Here is an 18,843-nt window from a genome sequence, read left to right as displayed (position 1 = left end):
GGAGGGTGGGACAAGGGGGTGGGACACGGAATCAATCGAGAGGACCAGCAATACAATTTCCGCGCCGAACGGCATCGCCAAGGACAAAATGAACAGACATAAAAAAAGCGAGCGCCCGCTCGGCTGCGATGCAGCCGAACGAGACTCGCCGTTATCAAAAACGTGCGAGCCGAAAGGATTCAACCATCCGACTCACATCGGTTGGGTCACTCTTTGACTTCGAACTCCGCGTCGATCGCGTCGTCGTCGTCGCCACCGCCCGCAGTTGCCCCAGCGGCACCCGCCGCATCAGCTCCTGCTTCGCCAGCGGCATCCGTCTTTTCGTACAAGACCTTGCTGAATGCTTGCGAGGCAGCTTCCAGTTCGTCTGACGCAGCCTTGATCTCAGCCAAGTCATCGCCTTCAGCGGCTTTCTTGACCTTCTCAATCGCAGCGTTCATCGGAGCCTTGTCGTCATCGGACAACTTGTCATCGTTCTCGCCCATCAACTTCTCAAGCTGGTAGACCTGCTGATTGACCTTGTTGCGTGCTTCCACCAATTCAAACTGCCGCTTGTCTTCCTCGGCATTGGCTTCCGCATCCTTCTGCATTTGCTCGATGTCACTGTCAGACAACGCGCCACTGTCTTTGATTTCGACATTGGCTTCCTTCCCTGTTTTCAATTCCTTGGCCGAAACGCTCAGAATGCCGTTTTGATCGATGTCAAATTTCACTTCGATTTGCGGCACGCCACGCGGGGAGGCGGGAATGTCTTCCAAGTTGAATTCAGCCAGCAACCGGTTCGCATTGGCCATCTTGCGTTCCCCTTGGAAAACGCGAACGGTCACTGCTGTTTGATTGTCAGCAGCCGTGCTGAAGACGTTCTTCTTCTCGGCTGGGATCGTGGTGTTGCGTTCGACCAAGGCAGTCATCACGCCACCTTCGGTTTCGATTCCGAGCGTCAGCGGGGTCACATCAAGCAGCAACACATCATTGCGGTCACCAGCCAAAACGCTGCCTTGGATCGCAGCACCCACCGCAACCACTTCGTCAGGGTTGACGCCTTGGTGAGGCTCTTTCCCGAAGATGCTTTTGACAACTTCGCGAACCTTGGGCACACGTGTGCTACCACCGACCAACACGACTTCGTCAATGTCCTTGGGGTCCATCCCAGCGTCTTTCAATGCTTGCAGCACTGGACCGCGGCAACGTTCCACCAACGCATCGATCAACTCTTCAAACTTGGATCGAGTGATCTTCATCGTCAGGTGCTTCGGTCCCGAGGCATCCATCGTGATGAAGGGCAAGTTGATGTCGGTCTCAGGCAACGTGCTGAGCTCTTTCTTGGCCTTTTCGCAAGCCTCTTGCAACCGCTGCAAAGCCATTGCATCGTTGCGAAGATCGATCGCGTTTTCCTTTTGGAATTCGCTGGCAACATAGTTGATCAATGCTTCGTCGAAGTCATCGCCGCCGAGGTGAGTGTCACCTGATGTGCTGATCACTTGGAACACGCGGCTCTCTTGATCTTCGTCACCACTGTCGGCAACTTCCAGAACAGAGACGTCGAACGTACCACCGCCCAAGTCGAAGACGATGATGCTTTCATCCTTCTTCTTGTCCAAACCGTATGCCAGAGCAGCAGCGGTTGGTTCGTTGATAATCCGAGCGACTTCCAAACCGGCGATTTGGCCAGCGTCCTTGGTCGCTTGTCGCTGTGCGTCGTTGAAGTACGCAGGAACGGTGATGACCGCTTTGTTGACCTTGTGTCCCAGGTAGGATTCCGCCGATTCCTTCAACTTACGAAGGATCTTGGCAGAGATTTCCTGTGGGGTGTATTCACTGTCGCCCACCTGAATTTTCACGTAGTCGCCCGGTCCGCCGGTGACGCCGTAAGGCACCATTTTTTCTTCCGACTGAACTTCGTTGTGACGACGTCCCATGAAACGCTTGGCCGAGTAAACGGTGCGTTTCGGGTTGGTGACGGCTTGACGTCGAGCGGGTTCGCCGACGATGGTTTCTTGCTTGTCGGTGAACGCGACCACACTCGGAGTCAGTCGATTTCCCTCCGCGTTGGGAATCACCTTGGGCTCGCTGCCCTCCATGATCGCGACCACGCTGTTGGTGGTCCCGAGGTCGATGCCGATGATTTTTTCGCCTTGTGCCATGATGCGTGAACTCCTGTGTCCGAGCGGGTTAGTGGGTGTCAAATGATATGAGTCTGGGTTTCGCCGGGCCGACCGCGGCACCTGGGCGGTCCATTTCGTCAGCCTTTTGGTTCGATCGCCAGATATGGCAAGATCTGTGCCAGACACCTTCACACGCCCCTCTTGCCAAAACGACAACTCTCGAAAAACACCTGATTCGCCGACAAAAACCCAACTCGACCGCTGTAAAAAAAACATTCCATTCCGTTTTGGCAGCCCTCCTAAATCCTTGCTCTGTGCCACAATGCTGCCTTGCCAAAACGGCAGTCACCTTTCGCACACGCTCGAAAGACAGATCCCATGAGCTCACCTGAATCACGCAATCCAACCGAATCCATCGACACCCAAATCCTGGAACTATTGCGTGAACGCTGTCGGGTGATGACCCAACAAGCAGCCTCCAACGCGGAATCCGATTGGGCCGGCACCCTGGCGTCGATCGACCGCCTCGTCAGCCAAAAGGAAGCAGACGAAGCGGCTGCGAATCCCACGATTTGCCCCGAAGACCAACGCAGTGTCTTGCGACACGTCGCTTCCGCCTGCTGGCGCGCCACCCGACCTGGCACCTTCGCCTTCCTTGGACCGACAGACAGCTACAGCCACCTCGCAGCACTCGCTTACTTTGGTGAGGCAGCCAATCTCTTGCCTGTCCCATCGATCGGCGCGGTCTTTGACGCGGTCGAGCGAGGCGACTGTGCGGGCGGAATTGCCCCGATTGAAAACAGCACCGATGGCCGCGTGGTCGACACCTTTGGCCGGCTTTCCAAAGGCAAAGTCTCGATCACCGGCGAAGTCCAACTTGCCATCCACCACCAACTGCTGGCGATGTGCGATCGCGACGCAATCACGGAAGTCCACAGCAAACCACAGGCAATCTCACAATGCCGCGCCTGGCTGGCCAATCATTTACCCACTGCAAAACTGATCGAATGCAGCTCGACCGCTGCCGCCGCCAAATTGGCTGTCACTCAGCCTGGAGTCGCCGCGATCGCTAGCGAAGCGGCCGGACGCCGGCACGGACTTCGCGTCATCGGGGCCAACATCGAAGACAACCGTGACAACATCACCCGCTTCGCGGTCCTCGGACACAACCAACCCACCGCCACTGGAAACGACAAAACAACCCTTCTGTTTCAGGTTGCCCATCAGCCGGGCACACTGGCCGATGCAATGGGCATCTTCAAGCAGCATGAGCTCAACCTGACCTGGATCGAATCGTTTCCTCAGCCGGGGACAAAGAACGAGTACTTCTTTGTCGTCGAATTCCCAGGTCATCGCGAGGACCCCGCCGTTGCCAAAGCAATCGAACACCTGAAAACTGCGACGCATCACACTCACGTGCTGGGAAGCTACCGCCGCGCGGCTCGAGCCGAGAGCTGAGAATGGCCGGCAAAGCCAACCGCCTTTCACAACCTGCAGCGTTCGCCCGGCATTCCTACAAAACAGATGCCGCCCCGGCACTCTGCTCGGCCACCAAACGCGCGACCAAATCCTCGACTGCAATCCCATCCGCTTCGGCGGCAAAAGTTGGCACAATTCGGTGACGCAACACCGGCAACGCGAGCGTCTGTGCGTCTTCAAGCGTCACATGTGTGCGACCGTGCAACAACGCACGTGCCTTGGACGCCAGCACCAACTGCTGGCTCGCGCGCGGACCAGGCCCCCATTGGATCCACTCTTTCACCCAGCCCTTCGCGTCGGGCTCGCTGGGGCGTGCCGCTCGAACCGCGTCAATCACCCAGTTCTTCACGTGCTCCGGCAATGGAACCCGGCGGACAACGGATTGAAACTTGCAAATGTCTTCGCCGCTGACGACGGGCTGAACATCCGCCAGATCACCCGATGTGGTCCGCTCAACAATCTCGGACTCTTGATCGCGAGAGGGATACCCAACGACGACATGAAACAAGAACCGATCCCGCTGAGCCTCTGGAAGCGGGTAGGTTCCCTCCTGCTCAATCGGGTTTTGCGTCGCGAGAACAAAGAACGGCTCTTTGAGAGCGTAGGTCTTGCCGCCCGCCGTGACCTCGTGCTCCTGCATCGCCTCCAACAGCGCCGCCTGAGTCTTGGGCGGCGTCCGGTTGATCTCGTCGGCCAACAACATTTGTGTGAACACGGGACCGGGCCGAAACAGCATCTCTCGACGGCCGGTTTCGTGATCCTCTTGAATGATGTCGGTGCCGGTGATGTCGCCCGGCATCAGGTCAGGCGTGAACTGGATGCGACGAAAATCCAGACTCATCGAACTCGCCAAGGTCCGAACCATCAACGTCTTTGCCAATCCCGGCACCCCCTCCAGCAAACAATGACCGCGAGCCAAGATCGCAATCAGCAATTGCTCAATCACATCGCTCTGACCGACCACGATTCGGCCGACCTGCTCCTTGACCTGGGCAACGCTCTGAATCAACGCCTCCGCAGTTTCGATGTCCGAACCTTCGGGATTGTCTCTGGGAGGCGGTGTGACCATCGTGCTAGACGTCCAAGTTTCGCACATCAAGTGCGTGGGTTTCGATGAATTCGCGACGGGGCTCAACTTTGTCCCCCATCAACAAACGGAACATTTCGTCGGCGGCGCCTGCGTCAGTCAGATTGACCTTCACCAGCGTCCGGTTGGCGGGATCGAGCGTTGTTTCGCGGAGCTCTTCCGCGTTCATTTCGCCCAGCCCTTTAAAGCGGGTCACTTGCAAACCCTTTTCACCAGCAGCCCGCACTTCCGGCAACAGCTCCCGCAGGTCTTCCAGCGGTCGACGCAGGTCTTCGCCACGAACGAGTTCAAAGCGGGGCGTGGTGGAACCGGTTCGGTCGGCCGGGATCAAATCCTGCAACCCGAACCCAAGCGGCTCCATGTCCTTCAAACCGCTGTTGATCGTCCGAACCTCATGCAGCTCGGCCAAGTGAGCGACCAATCTTTCAGGCTCATCACTCTCAGCGACCGGCTCACCGTCGGCATTCAACTCTTCTTCAGGCTGGTCGATGTCCAAGGTAGCGTTGTTTTCAGCGAGGTAAGTCTCCACATCCGCTTGCTTCATGAACCAGTGTTCTTCCCCCAGGATCGTTAACAAGAACGGAGGCAGCTTGCCGGTGACTGGATCAAATCGTTCGCTGTGAACACGCAGACTGACACCGCGTCGTTCCAAGGCAACGATCGCATCTTCCATCGACGCCAGCGCGACGCAGAGGGCTCGCATGGTATCGCCTTCGGCGCTGCGTCCATCTTCGGTCTCGAATCGCGTGTCATTCAAACCGCGTTCGAGCAACTGGCCCTTCATCTCCTCTTCCGATTGGATGTAGTAGCGGCTCTTGCCTTGCGAGACCCGGAACAAAGGCGGCTGGGCCACATAAACGTGTCCCGCGGCCACCAATTGGTACATCTGTCGATAGAAGAAACACAGCAACAACGTGCGAATGTGACTGCCATCGACGTCGGCATCCGTCATGATGATGACTTTGTTGTACCGGCGTCGCGTGAGATCCTGATCGGCGCCGATTCCAGTCCCAATCGCTTGGATCATCGACTGGACTTCTTCGTTGGCCAGCACCTTGTCTTCGCGACTCTTGTACGCGTTGATGATCTTACCGCGAAGCGGCAGGATCGCTTGGTACTCTCGCATCCGCCCACCTTCAGCCGACCCACCGGCCGAATCACCTTCGACCAGGTAGACTTCGCATTCTTCCATCTTCTTGGAAATGCAATCGCGAAGTTTGCCGGGCAAACCACCGCCACCGAGGGCGTCCTTTCGCTTTCGCAGCTGATCCTTGGCCTTGCGAGCTGCTTCGCGAGCTTCCGCGGCAAGCAAACCTTTGCGAACAATCGCCTTGGCGGTTCGAGGATTCTCTTCCAAGTACTTGCTGAGTGCTTCGCCAACGCCACTGGTGATGATGCCGTCGACCTCGCCATTGCCAAGCTTGGTTTTGGTTTGACCTTCGAACTGCGGGTGAGGAACCCGCACGCTGATCACCGCCGTCAGACCCTCTCGAAAATCGTCGCCGGTTGGCGTGGTGCTCTTGAACAGGCCTTCTTTTTTGCCGTAGTTGTTCAACGTCCGCGTCAGAGCGGATCGAAAACCGGACACGTGCGTTCCGCCTTCGATGGTGTGAATGTTATTGACGTACGACTGAACCGTTTCCGTGAACTCGGTGCTGTACTGCAGCGCCATGTCGTACTCGACACCTTCTTTCTCACCGACGAACTGAATCACATCGCCGTGCAACACGTCGCTGGCACGGTTGAGGTGTTCCACGAACTCAACGATCCCACGGTCATACTGGTAGTCGCCGCCTTCGCCGTTTCGCTCGTCGAGGAATTTGATGCGAACGCCACTGTTGAGGAACGCCAGTTCCTGCAGCCGTTTCTGCAGTGTGTCGAAGTTGTACTTGGTGACCGTGAAAATCTGCCCATCGGCTTTGAATGTGGTCTTGGTCCCCGTTTTTTTCGTCGGCCGACCTTTCTGAATCGGGCCGGTGGGAATCCCGCGTTCGTAACCCTGAGTCCAAGTCGACCCATCCCGGCTGACTTCCACCTCGGCCCACTGGCTCAAGAAGTTCACCACGGTCACACCCACACCGTGCAAACCGCCGGAGGTTTGGTAGGCCCCCTTTTCGAACTTGCCGCCGAACTTCAGCACCGTCATCACGCCCTCCAGCGTGCTGACTTCGCGATCCAGCTCCTCTGACAACTGATCGTGACGTGTCACGGGGACCCCGCGACCATCGTCTTCCACCGTGACACTGCCATCGGTGTGAACGATCACGCTGACTGATTTGGCGAAACCAGCCATGGCTTCGTCGATCGAGTTGTCGACGACTTCGTAGACCAAGTGGTGCAGACCGCGGACGGTCGTGTCACCGATGTACATCCCGGGACGTTCGCGCACGTGCTCAAGATCCGACAGGTGCAGCAAATCCTTGTCGGTGTACTCCGAGTTCGCCGCCGGTCCCGTCGAAACACGCTCCACCGGCTTTTGCGGACCAGCGATCACCTCGGCTGCATCCCCGTCGCCGGAAACCGCTCCCGCGGGCACAACGTTTGGATCCTCGGATGGGTCGTTCGAAGCAGGGTCAGTCGAGGAGGAATCGCTCATGAATGGGCGGCCCGTGGAGGCCGTCAAATGCGGGGTTTTCGACGCTGCAGGCGGTCTCGCCCGCTCGTCAAAAAAAAGCGTCAAATAGCAGTCAGCATTCTACCAAAAAGAACGACTTTGCGCTAGATCACGTGCACGCCTCTGCGAGGAAACGTTTCCGATTCTGCAGAGGGCTGCACAGGGCGATCCTGGGCCGGATTCAGAAGTCGCCGAAAGGATCTTGCCCCCCCGCAGGAGCAAAGGGGTCTTCCATCGCGCCCCCGAATGGATCCGCGCCACCGCCCCCACCAAACGGATCGGCGTTCTCTGGCGCTGTCTCTTTCGGTTTCGTTGTCTCCAATTGAACCTCAGATTCCTCTTCGGTTTCGACAGGAGCCGTTGACTTGAGCACCTTTGGCAAGACCGAGCCGGGGCGTCGCAGGCACTGCATCGTGCCACGATCGTTGACCAAGTACAGGCGATCGGAATGGCGATTGACCACCAAAGCCTCGGGCTGAATGCCGGGAAAACGCCCGAGCAACTTGCCGTCTTCCGCTGACATCACCAACAGGGATCCCGACAAACTGCGTGCGTAGATCTTCCCATCAATCGCGCCGAGCAACTCCTGAACACCCGGCACCATCTGCGGCCAAACTGAATAGCCGTCACTCGCCGAAACACACATCAGGTTGCCATAGATGGTCGGGTACAGGACCTTCTCGTTGTAGAAAATTGGACTGGAATAAATCGGCTCGCCCGTTGGCCGACTCCACAGCACTTCGCCTTCACGAGTCGCTTTGATGCCATAGATCTGGCCGGATTCGGAGCCGAAGAAAAATCGTTCTCCCGATGCAGCTGCCGGAGAACCGCTGACGATGCCATCCGTGTTCAATCGAAATTGCACGTTGGGTTCGCCCTCCATCTCCATCACGTAAACAAAACCTCGGCTGGTTCCCCAAGCCACTTTGTTGGAATCCGCTGCATGCGTGGGCACCGCCAAGGACGATCCTGCGACGATTTCAGCGAAAGGATCCAGGGTTGGATCCACCAATCCATAACAAACAATCCGATCACCAATCGACGGCACCAACGCAAACCCGTTGCAATGCACGACGCCTCGGAGTGGCACATATTCCAGTGAGGTGACACCGAACACCTGTCCATTTTTGACATCCAGCTTGATCAACTCGCCACCGTTGACGACGGAGACAAACGCTTCATCGACGCCCAAACCGCCATAGCCACGCTGTTCGGATCCGACCCGTTGCAACCAAATCAGATCCCCCGATTCAGCGTCTCGGCATTCCACGGTCCCATCATCTGACAAGGTGTAAAACCGAATCATTGGCACCTTCTGAATCCGTGATTTGGCTTCGATGCCACGGCGTTTCAATCGAAGAATTTCATTCCGGCCCAAGCGTTCTGCTTCCGCCTGGTCAATGGCTCCCCGTTTGGTCAGATCGGTGTCGACCTGAAATCGAGCGTAGACGACAGCGTTTTCGTCCACCGCATTTTCAGTGGACTCGGCGTCAGCTTCCGCTGCGGCAGGCTTGGATTCCCCCGACTTTTGGACGATTTCCACAAACACATGACTCTGCGTTTCGTGAACCACCATCTGCTGATCGACGATGGATTGCCGACCAGCCGGGACGCTCAGACTGCGACGCCACACCTCTTCCAACCCAAGCTGGCGGGTCTCGACGGGGCCGAGCAGTTGGTGATCAGCAAGTGCAGAAGCAGCGCCCCCCAAAGCGCAGGCGGCAACCAGCGTGAATGAAAGGATGAGGCGGAATTGAGAAAAGCGATGCATTGCAGCGATACCAGAAAAGAACGGGAGCCATCCGGAAGACCGTTCAGCATAATCCACGATCACCGCGACCGCGAATTTCCCAATTGGAACGGTTTCCGGTACACTCGGCTGGCGAGAAAAAGGGCCGCAAGATCGATTCAAACGTCGTAATCGCCCCCAGTTTTTCGCGTCTTTTATCGAGGCCGTGAGCTTCCGTGCGTTCCGCGGGCTCTTTTTGGCGGCCTTGATCCCACTCCCTCGTATCCGCTCCCAGCCAGAATGGCCAAAATTTTGATGCTCGTCGGCGACTTCGTCGAAGATTACGAAGCCATGGTTCCCTATCAGATGCTGCTGATGCTGGAGCACGAGGTGGCGACCGTCTGCCCCGGCAAATCCGCCGGTGACTCCGTGGCCACCGCGATCCACGACTTCGAAGGCCATCAGACCTACACCGAAAAACCAGGCCACCGGTTCGCCATCACCGCCGACTTCGATGGTTTGAACCCCGAAACCTTCGACGCCTTGGTGATCCCCGGCGGCCGCGCACCGGAGTACCTGCGTCTGAACGAACAAGTCCTCGACATCGTTCGCCATTTCGCGGACCAGAACAAACCCATCGCCGCGGTCTGTCACGGACCGCAAATCCTGGCCGCAGCCGGCGTGCTGAAGAATCGCCAGTGCAGTTGCTACCCCGCCGTCGCCCCCGAGGTTCAAATTGGCGGCGGAACCTACATGCCGCCCGGCGAAGGCATGGACACCGCCCACGTCGATGGCAATCTGGTGACCGCACCGGCTTGGCCCGCTCACCCCGCATGGATGCGTGAATTCAACCGACTGCTCCCCTCGGATTGATGAACGTTCCCGATCCCGATCGCGTCGATTCCCCCTCCGGCCTGCCACCGGACCATGCCGACGCGTTGCGTGAACGGAAACAACAATTGCAGGCCGCATTGATTCGTGTCCGTCACGAGGCACATGCGGCACGACTCGAAGCCAACGCCGCCCGACTGGAAGCAACCGCTTCCCAAATCGAAGCGGAGCTTGAATCCATTGGCCGCGTCTCCATTGAACAGGGCGAGACGGCTGATCCGCCCAGCATCGACGAACCAGCCTCCTCTGCATCGCAACACAACTGGAATCCCCCGGGCTTCGCACGAACCAGTCGCTTCGCGTCTTGGAACGAAGTCCGCGAAGCGGTTGATTCCTTCGCGAACGTCACCACCCGCCACGATCCTGGACACGGCGTCTCGGTGCGAGCACCGAAAATGAGACGCCTCGGCGAAACAACATTCCCGGATGCGATCTCCCCCGCTCCGATGGATGCTCCTGATTCAGACGCGACCACCGATCGAGCCCCCGTCGAAACCGACGCGACTGCTGAATCTGAACTGCTGGAAGACTCGCCTGTTTCCTCCGCCGACCAACGCCTTCCAGCCGACCAAAACTTTCCAACGGATGACGAACCACCCCCGTCCAACAAACCGCTTCCAAGCGTCATTGCGGATGACGACGAAACCGACACCAGCGGCCGTCGTCGCAAACCAGTCGCGGTGATCGCCAGCGCCATCGTCCACGTGGTTCTGCTGTTCATCCTTGCCGCGTTCACTCTCAACAACGCACGCCCCAAAGATCAAATGGCGTTCTCCGCTTCCGCGACCAGCGAGAACGAAGAGAGCGCCATGGAAACCTTTTCCATCGAAAGCAGCGAACCGGTCACCGAGCCGACTCAGTCGCAGCCCGATGAAACGCAGTACGATGTCAGTGAGATGGGTGAGATGCCGATCGTGGACATCACCTCAACCGCCATGGACTCGGTCGCGACGGCCGCGGCAAACCTCTCGTCACTTTCCAGCTCCTCGTCCGCGGCTTCTCAAGCGATGCAGAAGCTGAGTTCCGACGCCAATTCGCAAATGGAATTCTGCGGGGTCGAAGGGGGCGGCAACCACTTTGTCTATCTCGTCGACAGCTCCGGCAGCATGGGCGACGCCTTCACCTCGGCTCGATCCGCCCTGCTTCAATCGATTGACATGCTCACTGAAAAACAACGCTTCTACGTTGTTTTCTTTGACGCCGAGTGCGACTACATGCAGCTGTCCGGATCTCCCACCCCCGAATCACGCAGTGCTTACGCCACCCCCAACAACAAACAACAACTTCGCAATTGGGCGATGCGAGTGTCGATGGACCGCGGCAAAGCTCCCTACGAACCGCTGCGATTCGCGCTGGAACTCAAACCCGACGTGATCTTCCTGCTGTCCGACGGCGAGTTCCCACAAGGCATCGAAGATTTGCTCACCGAAGAGAACCGGTCGACCAACTTGTTCGGTGACACCGACCCCATCAGCATCGTTCACACGATCAGCTACCACAGCCGCGAAGGCGAAAGTCGGATGCGCCGGATCGCGGAAAAGAACTTCGGACAATACCGCCACGTCCCCAAACCCTGAGGCCGACGTTTGGCCGCCGATCGCTTCCTCCATCGCGTCCCCCGAACGCTCGCTTGGATCACCTCGCATGCCCATCGTTGGCACGAGTGGTACATCGACCAGCGATTTGGTGCGATTGATGACGACGCCCAACTCGGTCGCCGCGGGGAACAAGTGGCCGCTCGGTTGCTGCGACGCAAAGGCCTGCAAGTCATCGCCGAAAGTGAATCCGATCGCGCTGGTGAAATCGACCTGATCGCGATTCGCAAACGTCCACGGCTGATGGTGTTTGTGGAAGTCAAAACGCTCTCCACCACACGACCGGGGCACCCGGCCGACCGAGTCGACGAAAACAAACAAGCCCGGATCACCCGCGCTGCCCTGCGGTACTTGAAACGTCAAAAGCTACTCGGCGTTGCCTGTCGCTTTGACGTGGTCGCGGTTTGGTGGCCGGGCGATGAACCACACCCGACTCGCGTCGAGCACTACGAATCCGCGTTTGATGCCGTTGGGATCGACTCGTTCTTCGTCTGACTCCTCCACCAGTCGATCAAATTGGTGAGCTAGCAAGACCGCATCGCGAAGGCCTGAACGGCATCACGAAACAGCGAGACGCCATCTTCCAACGATTTCAGTTCGATGAACTCATCGACCGTGTGCGCCTGTTCGATGCTGCCTGGCCCACAAACGATTCGGTGACTGAGTTCTCCCAACACCGCGCCGTCGGTGGAATAACAGACCGTTTCGGGTTTTTCCCGCCCGCAGTAAGGGACGGCCAACTCGCACATTCGAACAAGGGCCGGATCGTCGGTGCGAGTTTCCAGCGGTGCAATGGATTTGTAGCCGAAAAAATGCAACCCGAGTTGCTCCGCAGCCGCTTTCGCATCGGACATCAAACAGCCGCCATCGACGCTGGGCATCGCCCGCCAATTGGCCCACACTTCGCTGCGATCCGGAACGATATTGGTCGCGTCAGCGTGGTCGCTGATCCCAAAGTTGAACGTCAACGTCGGGGGATCGAATCGATCGTCTCGCAACATCGGGTCCGTCTGCGATCGTTCGTGCAATTCGAGGATCGTTTGCAGAAAGGGAATCATCAGAACATTTGCATTGACGCCTCGATTGGTGCTGCTGTGGGCGGCTCGCCCGTGCGAGACCACTCGAAATCCCCCCATGCCTTTGTGCGCGTGGACGACCCGCAACTCCGTTGGCTCACCGATCAATGCGACCGGATCATGAGCCACCAGGTCGCGATAGGCCGGACTGCTTTGCGCCAATTCCTTGGCACCTCGGAGCCCCGTCTCCTCGTCGGCAGTGCAAACGATCCAGAGCGGCGCGGATTGCTTCGACGCATCCAAACCGTCCACCACAGCCAGCATCGCAGCCAACGATCCCTTCATGTCACACGCACCGCGACCGTACAAACGGTCGCCTTCCAACACCGCCTCGAAGGGGTTTCCGCCGGGCCCGACCCATCGATCCGCCGGCACAACGTCGGTGTGGCAAAAATAGGCCAGCCCCGTTTGGTTTTCAGCCCGATCGCCGGACGGCATGGACAAGTCGCTCGCTTTTTCCGGCCAGTCGACCGGCAGACGCTTGGCAACCAAATTGAATTTTGGGACACCTTCGCCATCCAGGTACCGCGTTTGCTCACATTCGAACCCTTGCGCTTGCAAACGCTCCGCCACCCACTCCGTGATCGCCTGATTGCTGGTATGACTGACCGTCGAGAACGCGATCAAATCGGACAATAGTCTGACAACAAGTGACAAAACGAGGTCTCGGTAGGAATAGCCGTGGCAACTCAAATCCGACAATTTACACCTTCCAGCGGCCCTCTGCACCCGTGAATGCTCCCGCCTCCCCCGAACGCTCTGTGCCTCCCGATTCCAACGAGACCGGGCCGCCATCCGATTGGCGACCGTGGGAGCGACTGGGCGAACTGGCCGAAGCCGGTGACGCGGAAGGCCTGGAGAGCTATCTTTCCAGCCTGGGGGCAAACGACCAGGCTCTGGCTCTGAGCCGCTTGGACGAAGAGCACCACACCGCGGTCCTGACGTTGCTCCCCGCCGAGGAAGCAGCCGAAGTCCTGCGACACCTCAGTGAGACCCAAGCGGCCGAATTGGTCGACGCATTGGATGCAGCGGATGCCGCGGCCATCGTCCAAGAGATGTCCAGCGATGAGCAGGCTGACTTGCTGGGTGACTTGGACGACGAACAAGCCGAATCCATCCTGCTGGCGATGCCGCCCGCGGACGCGGCCTCGGTCCGAGAACTGGCCGCCTACAGTGATGACCAAGCAGGTGGCTTGCTCGTTCGCGAGATCCTGCGTTTCAAGCAGAGCAGCTTGGTCCACGAAGTCATCACGACACTCTCCGAAAACGCTGAAGAGTTTCGCGACTACGACGTCCAGTACGCCTACCTGACTGACGACAACGACAAATTGGTCGGCGTGTTGCCAATGCGGAACCTGCTGTTCGCCAAACGCACCGACCCGGTGGCGGACATCATGATCCTCGATCCGCTGTCGGTCACCGCCAGCATGCCACTGGATGAACTGCGAGATTTCTTTGACGCCCATCACTTCCTGGGCGTCCCCGTTGTCGATGACAACCACAAACTCCTGGGCGTCGTCCACCGAAACGCAGTGGACTACGAATCGACCCGGGCTGCCGAAAACGACTTCCTCAAAAGTCAGGGGATCATCGGCGGGGAAGAACTGCGAACGATGCCGCTCTGGCAAAGATCCAAACGACGCCTGAGCTGGCTCAGCATCAACATCCTGCTCAACATTGGCGCGGCGGGTGTCATTGCCTTGTATCAAGACACGCTGTCCAAAGTGATCGCGCTTGCCGTGTTCCTTCCGATTATCAGCGACATGAGCGGCTGCAGCGGCAATCAAGCCGTCGCGGTCAGCATGCGAGAGCTTTCACTTGGCTTGGTTCGCCCCGCCGAAATGTTTCGCGTGTGGCTGCAAGAGATGAGTGTCGGCCTGATCAACGGATCGGTGCTCGGACTGCTGGTCGCGATTGTCGCCGTGATCTGGGACGGCAACCCTTACCTCGGACTGGTCGTGGGAATCGCGTTGTGCGCGAACACTCTGATCGCGGTCTCGATCGGTGGCACCGTTCCACTGCTGCTCAAACGACTTGGGTTTGACCCCGCCGTTGCCAGTGGCCCATTGCTGACCACGGTGACCGACATGTGCGGGTTCCTGCTGGTCCTCGGGATGGCCACGGCGTTGTTGGATCGTCTGATCTAAGCAGGCGTCCAGGTGTCATCGTGTATGTGAGCCGTTGGCGTTCGCCACGGTTTTCACGCACAACCGGGCCTCACGCTGGACTGCGAAATGTTCGGTGTTGACACGGAAAATGCGACGTTGATTTTTATTCTGTCCTACGCCCCAACGGGGCAGCCACAACCCAGGGCGTTGCCCTGGGCTGGCATAGGGCTGCCCCGTTGGGGCGAAGTCGAGGAACAAAACCTGCGCAGTCCAAAGCGGTGTCAATACCAACCTTTTGACAGCGAACCCAATCGCTCCACTCACTCCGGTCGGGTTGCGACCTCAATCCGGTTGGCATCGTTGAGATACGCCATCAGGTTGGCGATCTCCTGCAAGGACAACTCGTCCAACAAACCACTCGGCATGATGCTCGATTGGCTCGGTTGAATCAAATCCACTTCGGATTCAGCCAAGATTGTCACGTGGTTGTTCGAATCGCGAATTTGCAAGTCGCTTCCGGCCTTGCTGACCATGCCAACGTAAACATCGCCATCCAGCGTCAGCACCTTTTTGCTCGCGTACTGGTCACTCACAACGTGCGATGGGTACAGAACCGACTCGAGAATTTCGCGGCGGGTGAATCGCCTCGCCACACTGGTCAGGTCGGGTCCGATCACAGTCCCTTGGTTGCCAGCACGGTGACAATTGGCACACTGGACCCGGGCGTAAACCTCCGCCCCTGCAAGTGCGTCACCACCCTGCCCTTCATCACTCTCCAGGTGAGTGATCAATTGTTCGAAGTCCCAACGTGATTCCTCTTCTCGCGGGAGTTCCGCCACTGGACGATCGGGGAACGACTTGGCGTACCAACGCTGCCAAGCAGCCATGGATTGCTTGGCACCTTCGGGTCGCTGCATCCCCGTCCAATGCTCCAGCAATTGCTCCACACTTTCAAATGTGGCCCCTTCTTTTTCAGCTCGCAATCCCATCAAGACCAACGATCGCAATGCCATGGGATCATCGGTGGCGATCGGCACGGCTCGAAGTCGAGTGACCACTTCATTCGCTGCGGGACCATCCAAGACGTTCAAGCTGCGAACCAAGTAGTCCCAGTTTTCTCCATCTGGGTTCTGCGCCAACGCCATCGCCACCACCGCGCGACGCTGAGGCTCCGTTCGCCAAATCTTTCGCAGGTGAGCCGACGAGGCGTCGTCAGGAGCGGTTGCCAGCATCGCGATGATGCCCGTTCGCAATCGACGATGAACGTCATCGACCTTGTCTTCCTTGGTCAGTTCATCGTCCAGCGTGCGTAGTTTTTCTGCCGTGGCCTCGCTGATCGGACGTTCCAATTGAAACAGAGCGCCGAGAGCCGAGTTTCGCCAACGACTGCCTTCGTCCAGGATCGCCTGGATGTCGTCCTCGGAAAGGTGACGCGCGAAATCACGGGTCACACCCACCATGTACATCGGCAAAGAGCCTTCGCTGTCTCGTCCAGCGATGCCTTCATAGAACTTCAGCAATGCAAACCGTTCGCGTGCCGACCATTGACGGTCGATGCGTTGCAAGCACATCGCGGCCAGAACTCGATCCAGTTCCGGAGCATCGGATTCCAAGTACTCCATCGCACGCGGCACCAGCGATTCCGCTTGCAGGTAGCTCGCCAGACGAATCAATTCATGATTCATGCGAGAATCTCCCGCAGGAAATTCATCGGCAATTTGTTTTGCCAACCAAGGCACATCTTTGGCTTTGATGTTGCATCGATGCAAAGCAACTTGACACAGACGCAGCGTGTCAACGAAGTCCTTGTCGCTCAAAAACTCTTGCATCATGTTGCTGGACCGTTTCAGCACCAACAACCCAGTCATCTTGTTCGTGTCCGCGGCCACCAGTGCCAACATGCCGACCAAGGCGGTCCGTGTGTCTTCGTGAAGGATGACGGTTTCCTTCCACTTCGCCGCTGGAATCTGTTGCAAGACCTGGCGAGCCACATAGGACAGCACTCGGTCTTCATGGGCCAGCAGATCGATCAACGGTTGTGGATCATCAGGAATTTGATTGCTCCGCAGCATCGCTTCGCAAACCGCACGACGGACTCGCAAGTCACTGTCGGTGAGCATGTCGTTCAAACGAGCCTTCGCTCGCGATGAGGGGTTCAGTCCCAGCTGAATCGCAGCTCGACGTCGCACCAATTCGCTTTCGGCTTTGGACAATTCAATCAGCAAATCGTCACTGGGAACGGGCCCGTACATCTGCATCAAGTTCATGGCTCGAATGCGGTAGGACGGCGGGTTTTCATCGCTGTAGGCGACCCCCGCCAACTGTTGATCCCAATCGCTTCCCAGCTCGCGACGAATCGCGGCGATGCGTTGACGCGACCAAGCCGCATCCAGTTGAGGCTGGCGAACGGCAGCTGCGATGCCGCTGCCGAGTTGCTTCATCGCCTCAGGAATTTTGCCTTGATAGACGACGCGGTAAACACCGCCGGCGGTCCCGCGACCTCCGGTGCAGAAATACAACGCCCCGTCTGGACCGACGGCCAAGTCGGTGACGTTGAGCGGTTGCCCTTTCAAGAACACTTCGCTGTCCGCTTGGAATCCGCTGCCATTGGGTTTCAAGCGAACGTTCAGAATCCGACCTTCGGACCAATCCGCCATGAACAAACTGTTGTGGTAGCGAACCGGGAACATGTGATGCTCATAGCACTCAATCCCAGTGGGGCTGCCGCGCCCGGTGTCCAACACGTTTGGCAGTCGGTCGATGTAATACTCAGGCCATTTCGCCCAACCCGGTCGCCATCCGAATTCACTCGCTTCGGTCACATCCATCAAGGCGGTGGGACGGTACCAAGGCGTTTCCACGTCGGCTTCCATGTCCGCGTCATGCACAAACAAGTTGCCTTCCGGGTGGAAAGCCAAGTCGTATGCGTTTCGCAATCCACCGGCGATACGCTCGATGACTTTGCCTTCAATGTCGGTCCGAATGATCGTTCCACCGGGTGCCTTCACCCCGCGTCCGTGCCCGCCGGGATCTTCATAACGAGGCAGCAAGTCGCCTTCGTAAACATCTTTCAGTGTTTCGCCGCTGCCTGTTTTCCCGATCGGTTTGACATAGCTTCCGACCGAGATGTAAATCATGCCATCGGGTCCCAGACGCAATCCGTGAGGGCCATGCTCTCCACCGTTGCCACTGAATTTCACGATCGTCTTGACGGTTTCCAGTTCGCCATCTCGGTCTTCATCGATCAAGCGATAAAGAGCTGAACCATCGGGGCCATCGGCGGTCACAAACACTTCGCCGTTGAGTGGCAGAATGCCTTGGATGGACTCGACTTGGTCGCAATAGGTCTGGACGTCTTCGGGGACTCCATCGTCGTCACGGTCCGTGACGATCAACAACGGGCCGCCTTCTTGCGACAGCAACACGTGCCCAAATTCATCAAACGCCATCGCGATGACGGATCCAACTTGCTCGTCGTTGATCAAACGCTGAACACCGAAGCCGCGCTGGATTTGAAAACGTTCGGAATTCTCCTTGGCGACTTCGACCTCCACGCTGGGTTCGCGGTCCCATGGAGCGGTTTCACCGAGCGGGCCAAACACCGAAGCTGACTGCCAGGCTCCATCGTTGTAAGCCGCGGTGTTCCACAGCGGAATTTCTTGCAGATTGGTTTTCCAAGTCCGATCGGAGCTGAACGTGAACCATTTCTCGCCCATTTCAGGTCGAATCGACACCCGAGCCACAAGCGCGGCGGTGTCGCCACGAGTGTTCTGCACCTGCACCGCGACGACATTGCGTCCCGGTTCGATGTAGTCACTGATATCGAACTCTTGCATCTGCCGGTAGGACTCGCCCTCACCGACTTTGCGACCGTTGACATGCACCTCGTAGGCATCGTCCGCCGCGATCTCGATGATGGCCTCGCCGCGATGGCGGAGGTTCAAAGATTTGCGGAACCAGCACGTTTCACCGTGCGGGATCGCTTGCTCCGCGGTTGTCCCCGACGCCCAAATCCACTCCGCTTCCGCCGCGAAGGTTCGAGTGTCCCAGCCTAAACACAAAGCACTGACGGCAAGCGTCAACGCGATCAAATGGAATCGTCCAGCAGACATCCTGATTCAGCCTTCCATGGCGTGGAGTCAGTCATTTTCAATGAAAA

The 18,843-nt window shown here is 57.9% G+C and carries 11 protein-coding genes; 5 read left to right on the top strand and 6 right to left on the bottom strand.

Annotated features, from left to right (window positions below):
* Nucleotides 1-206: 206 nt before the first annotated feature.
* The gene (gene dnaK, locus RISK_RS26830) at nucleotides 207-2,144 is read right to left on the bottom strand and encodes a molecular chaperone DnaK (protein WP_047817389.1); all 1,938 of its coding nucleotides are present in this window, start codon (nucleotides 2,142-2,144) and stop codon (nucleotides 207-209) included.
* Between the two features lie 339 nt (nucleotides 2,145-2,483).
* On the opposite strand from dnaK, the gene pheA reads away from it, so the two are divergent.
* Complete coding sequence (gene pheA, locus RISK_RS26825) at nucleotides 2,484-3,563, top strand: prephenate dehydratase (protein WP_047817388.1); 1,080 nt, start codon at nucleotides 2,484-2,486, stop codon at nucleotides 3,561-3,563.
* Between the two features lie 55 nt (nucleotides 3,564-3,618).
* Here the strand turns inward: pheA and RISK_RS26820 are convergent, their stop codons facing one another.
* The 3 genes from RISK_RS26820 to RISK_RS26810 form a co-directional block, all read right to left on the bottom strand.
* A complete protein-coding gene (locus RISK_RS26820; RefSeq protein WP_047817459.1) occupies nucleotides 3,619-4,653 on the bottom strand; it encodes an AAA family ATPase in 1,035 nt (344 codons plus the stop codon).
* Nucleotides 4,654-4,657: 4 nt separating this feature from the next.
* A complete protein-coding gene (locus RISK_RS26815; protein WP_047817387.1) occupies nucleotides 4,658-7,267 on the bottom strand; it encodes a DNA gyrase subunit B in 2,610 nt (869 codons plus the stop codon).
* Nucleotides 7,268-7,466: 199 nt separating this feature from the next.
* Entirely contained in the window at nucleotides 7,467-9,056 is a 1,590-nt protein-coding gene (locus RISK_RS26810) for an outer membrane protein assembly factor BamB family protein (protein ID WP_047817386.1), read from the bottom strand.
* Between the two features lie 258 nt (nucleotides 9,057-9,314).
* Here RISK_RS26810 and RISK_RS26805 point away from each other — a divergent pair, with 258 nt between their 5' ends.
* The 3 genes from RISK_RS26805 to RISK_RS26795 are packed head-to-tail and all read left to right on the top strand — an operon-like array spanning nucleotide 9,315 to nucleotide 11,995.
* Nucleotides 9,315-9,887 carry a DJ-1/PfpI family protein gene (locus RISK_RS26805; protein ID WP_047817385.1) on the top strand — a complete coding sequence of 191 codons (573 nt, stop codon included), beginning with the start codon at nucleotides 9,315-9,317 and terminating at the stop codon, nucleotides 9,885-9,887.
* Nucleotides 9,887-11,482 (top strand): vWA domain-containing protein, encoded by a 1,596-nt coding sequence (locus RISK_RS26800; RefSeq protein WP_047817384.1) that lies wholly within the window; start codon nucleotides 9,887-9,889, stop codon nucleotides 11,480-11,482. Before RISK_RS26805 ends, RISK_RS26800 begins: the two co-directional genes overlap by 1 nt.
* Nucleotides 11,483-11,491: 9 nt before the next feature.
* Nucleotides 11,492-11,995, top strand: a complete 504-nt coding sequence (locus RISK_RS26795) for a YraN family protein (protein ID WP_047817383.1) — start codon at nucleotides 11,492-11,494, stop codon at nucleotides 11,993-11,995.
* A gap of 29 nt (nucleotides 11,996-12,024) precedes the next feature.
* On the opposite strand, the gene RISK_RS26790 is transcribed toward RISK_RS26795, so the two are convergent.
* A complete protein-coding gene (locus RISK_RS26790; RefSeq protein WP_047817382.1) occupies nucleotides 12,025-13,278 on the bottom strand; it encodes a M20 family metallopeptidase in 1,254 nt (417 codons plus the stop codon).
* Nucleotides 13,279-13,307: 29 nt separating this feature from the next.
* Here RISK_RS26790 and mgtE point away from each other — a divergent pair, with 29 nt between their 5' ends.
* The gene (mgtE, locus tag RISK_RS26785; RefSeq protein ID WP_047817381.1) at nucleotides 13,308-14,723 is read left to right on the top strand and encodes a magnesium transporter; all 1,416 of its coding nucleotides are present in this window, start codon (nucleotides 13,308-13,310) and stop codon (nucleotides 14,721-14,723) included.
* A gap of 281 nt (nucleotides 14,724-15,004) precedes the next feature.
* Here the strand turns inward: mgtE and RISK_RS26780 are convergent, their stop codons facing one another.
* Nucleotides 15,005-18,796, bottom strand: coding sequence for a DUF7133 domain-containing protein (locus tag RISK_RS26780; protein ID WP_047817380.1), 3,792 nt, complete (start codon nucleotides 18,794-18,796; stop codon nucleotides 15,005-15,007).
* Between the last annotated feature and the right edge of the window lie 47 nt (nucleotides 18,797-18,843).

It is taken from the genome of Rhodopirellula islandica, assembly GCF_001027925.1.
GTDB classification, from domain to species: domain Bacteria; phylum Planctomycetota; class Planctomycetia; order Pirellulales; family Pirellulaceae; genus Rhodopirellula; species Rhodopirellula islandica.
This window is presented reverse-complemented; position numbering and strand designations above follow the sequence as displayed.

Coding starts and splice junctions, on each gene's coding strand:
- RISK_RS26820 (WP_047817459.1), bottom strand. CDS start 4,653: ATGGTCACACCGCCTCCCAGAGACAATCCCGAAGGTTCGGACATCGAA.
- dnaK (WP_047817389.1), bottom strand. CDS start 2,144: ATGGCACAAGGCGAAAAAATCATCGGCATCGACCTCGGGACCACCAAC.
- RISK_RS26800 (WP_047817384.1), top strand. CDS start 9,887: ATGAACGTTCCCGATCCCGATCGCGTCGATTCCCCCTCCGGCCTGCCA.
- RISK_RS26805 (WP_047817385.1), top strand. CDS start 9,315: ATGGCCAAAATTTTGATGCTCGTCGGCGACTTCGTCGAAGATTACGAA.
- RISK_RS26780 (WP_047817380.1), bottom strand. CDS start 18,796: ATGTCTGCTGGACGATTCCATTTGATCGCGTTGACGCTTGCCGTCAGT.
- RISK_RS26815 (WP_047817387.1), bottom strand. CDS start 7,267: ATGAGCGATTCCTCCTCGACTGACCCTGCTTCGAACGACCCATCCGAG.
- RISK_RS26810 (WP_047817386.1), bottom strand. CDS start 9,056: ATGCATCGCTTTTCTCAATTCCGCCTCATCCTTTCATTCACGCTGGTT.
- pheA (WP_047817388.1), top strand. CDS start 2,484: ATGAGCTCACCTGAATCACGCAATCCAACCGAATCCATCGACACCCAA.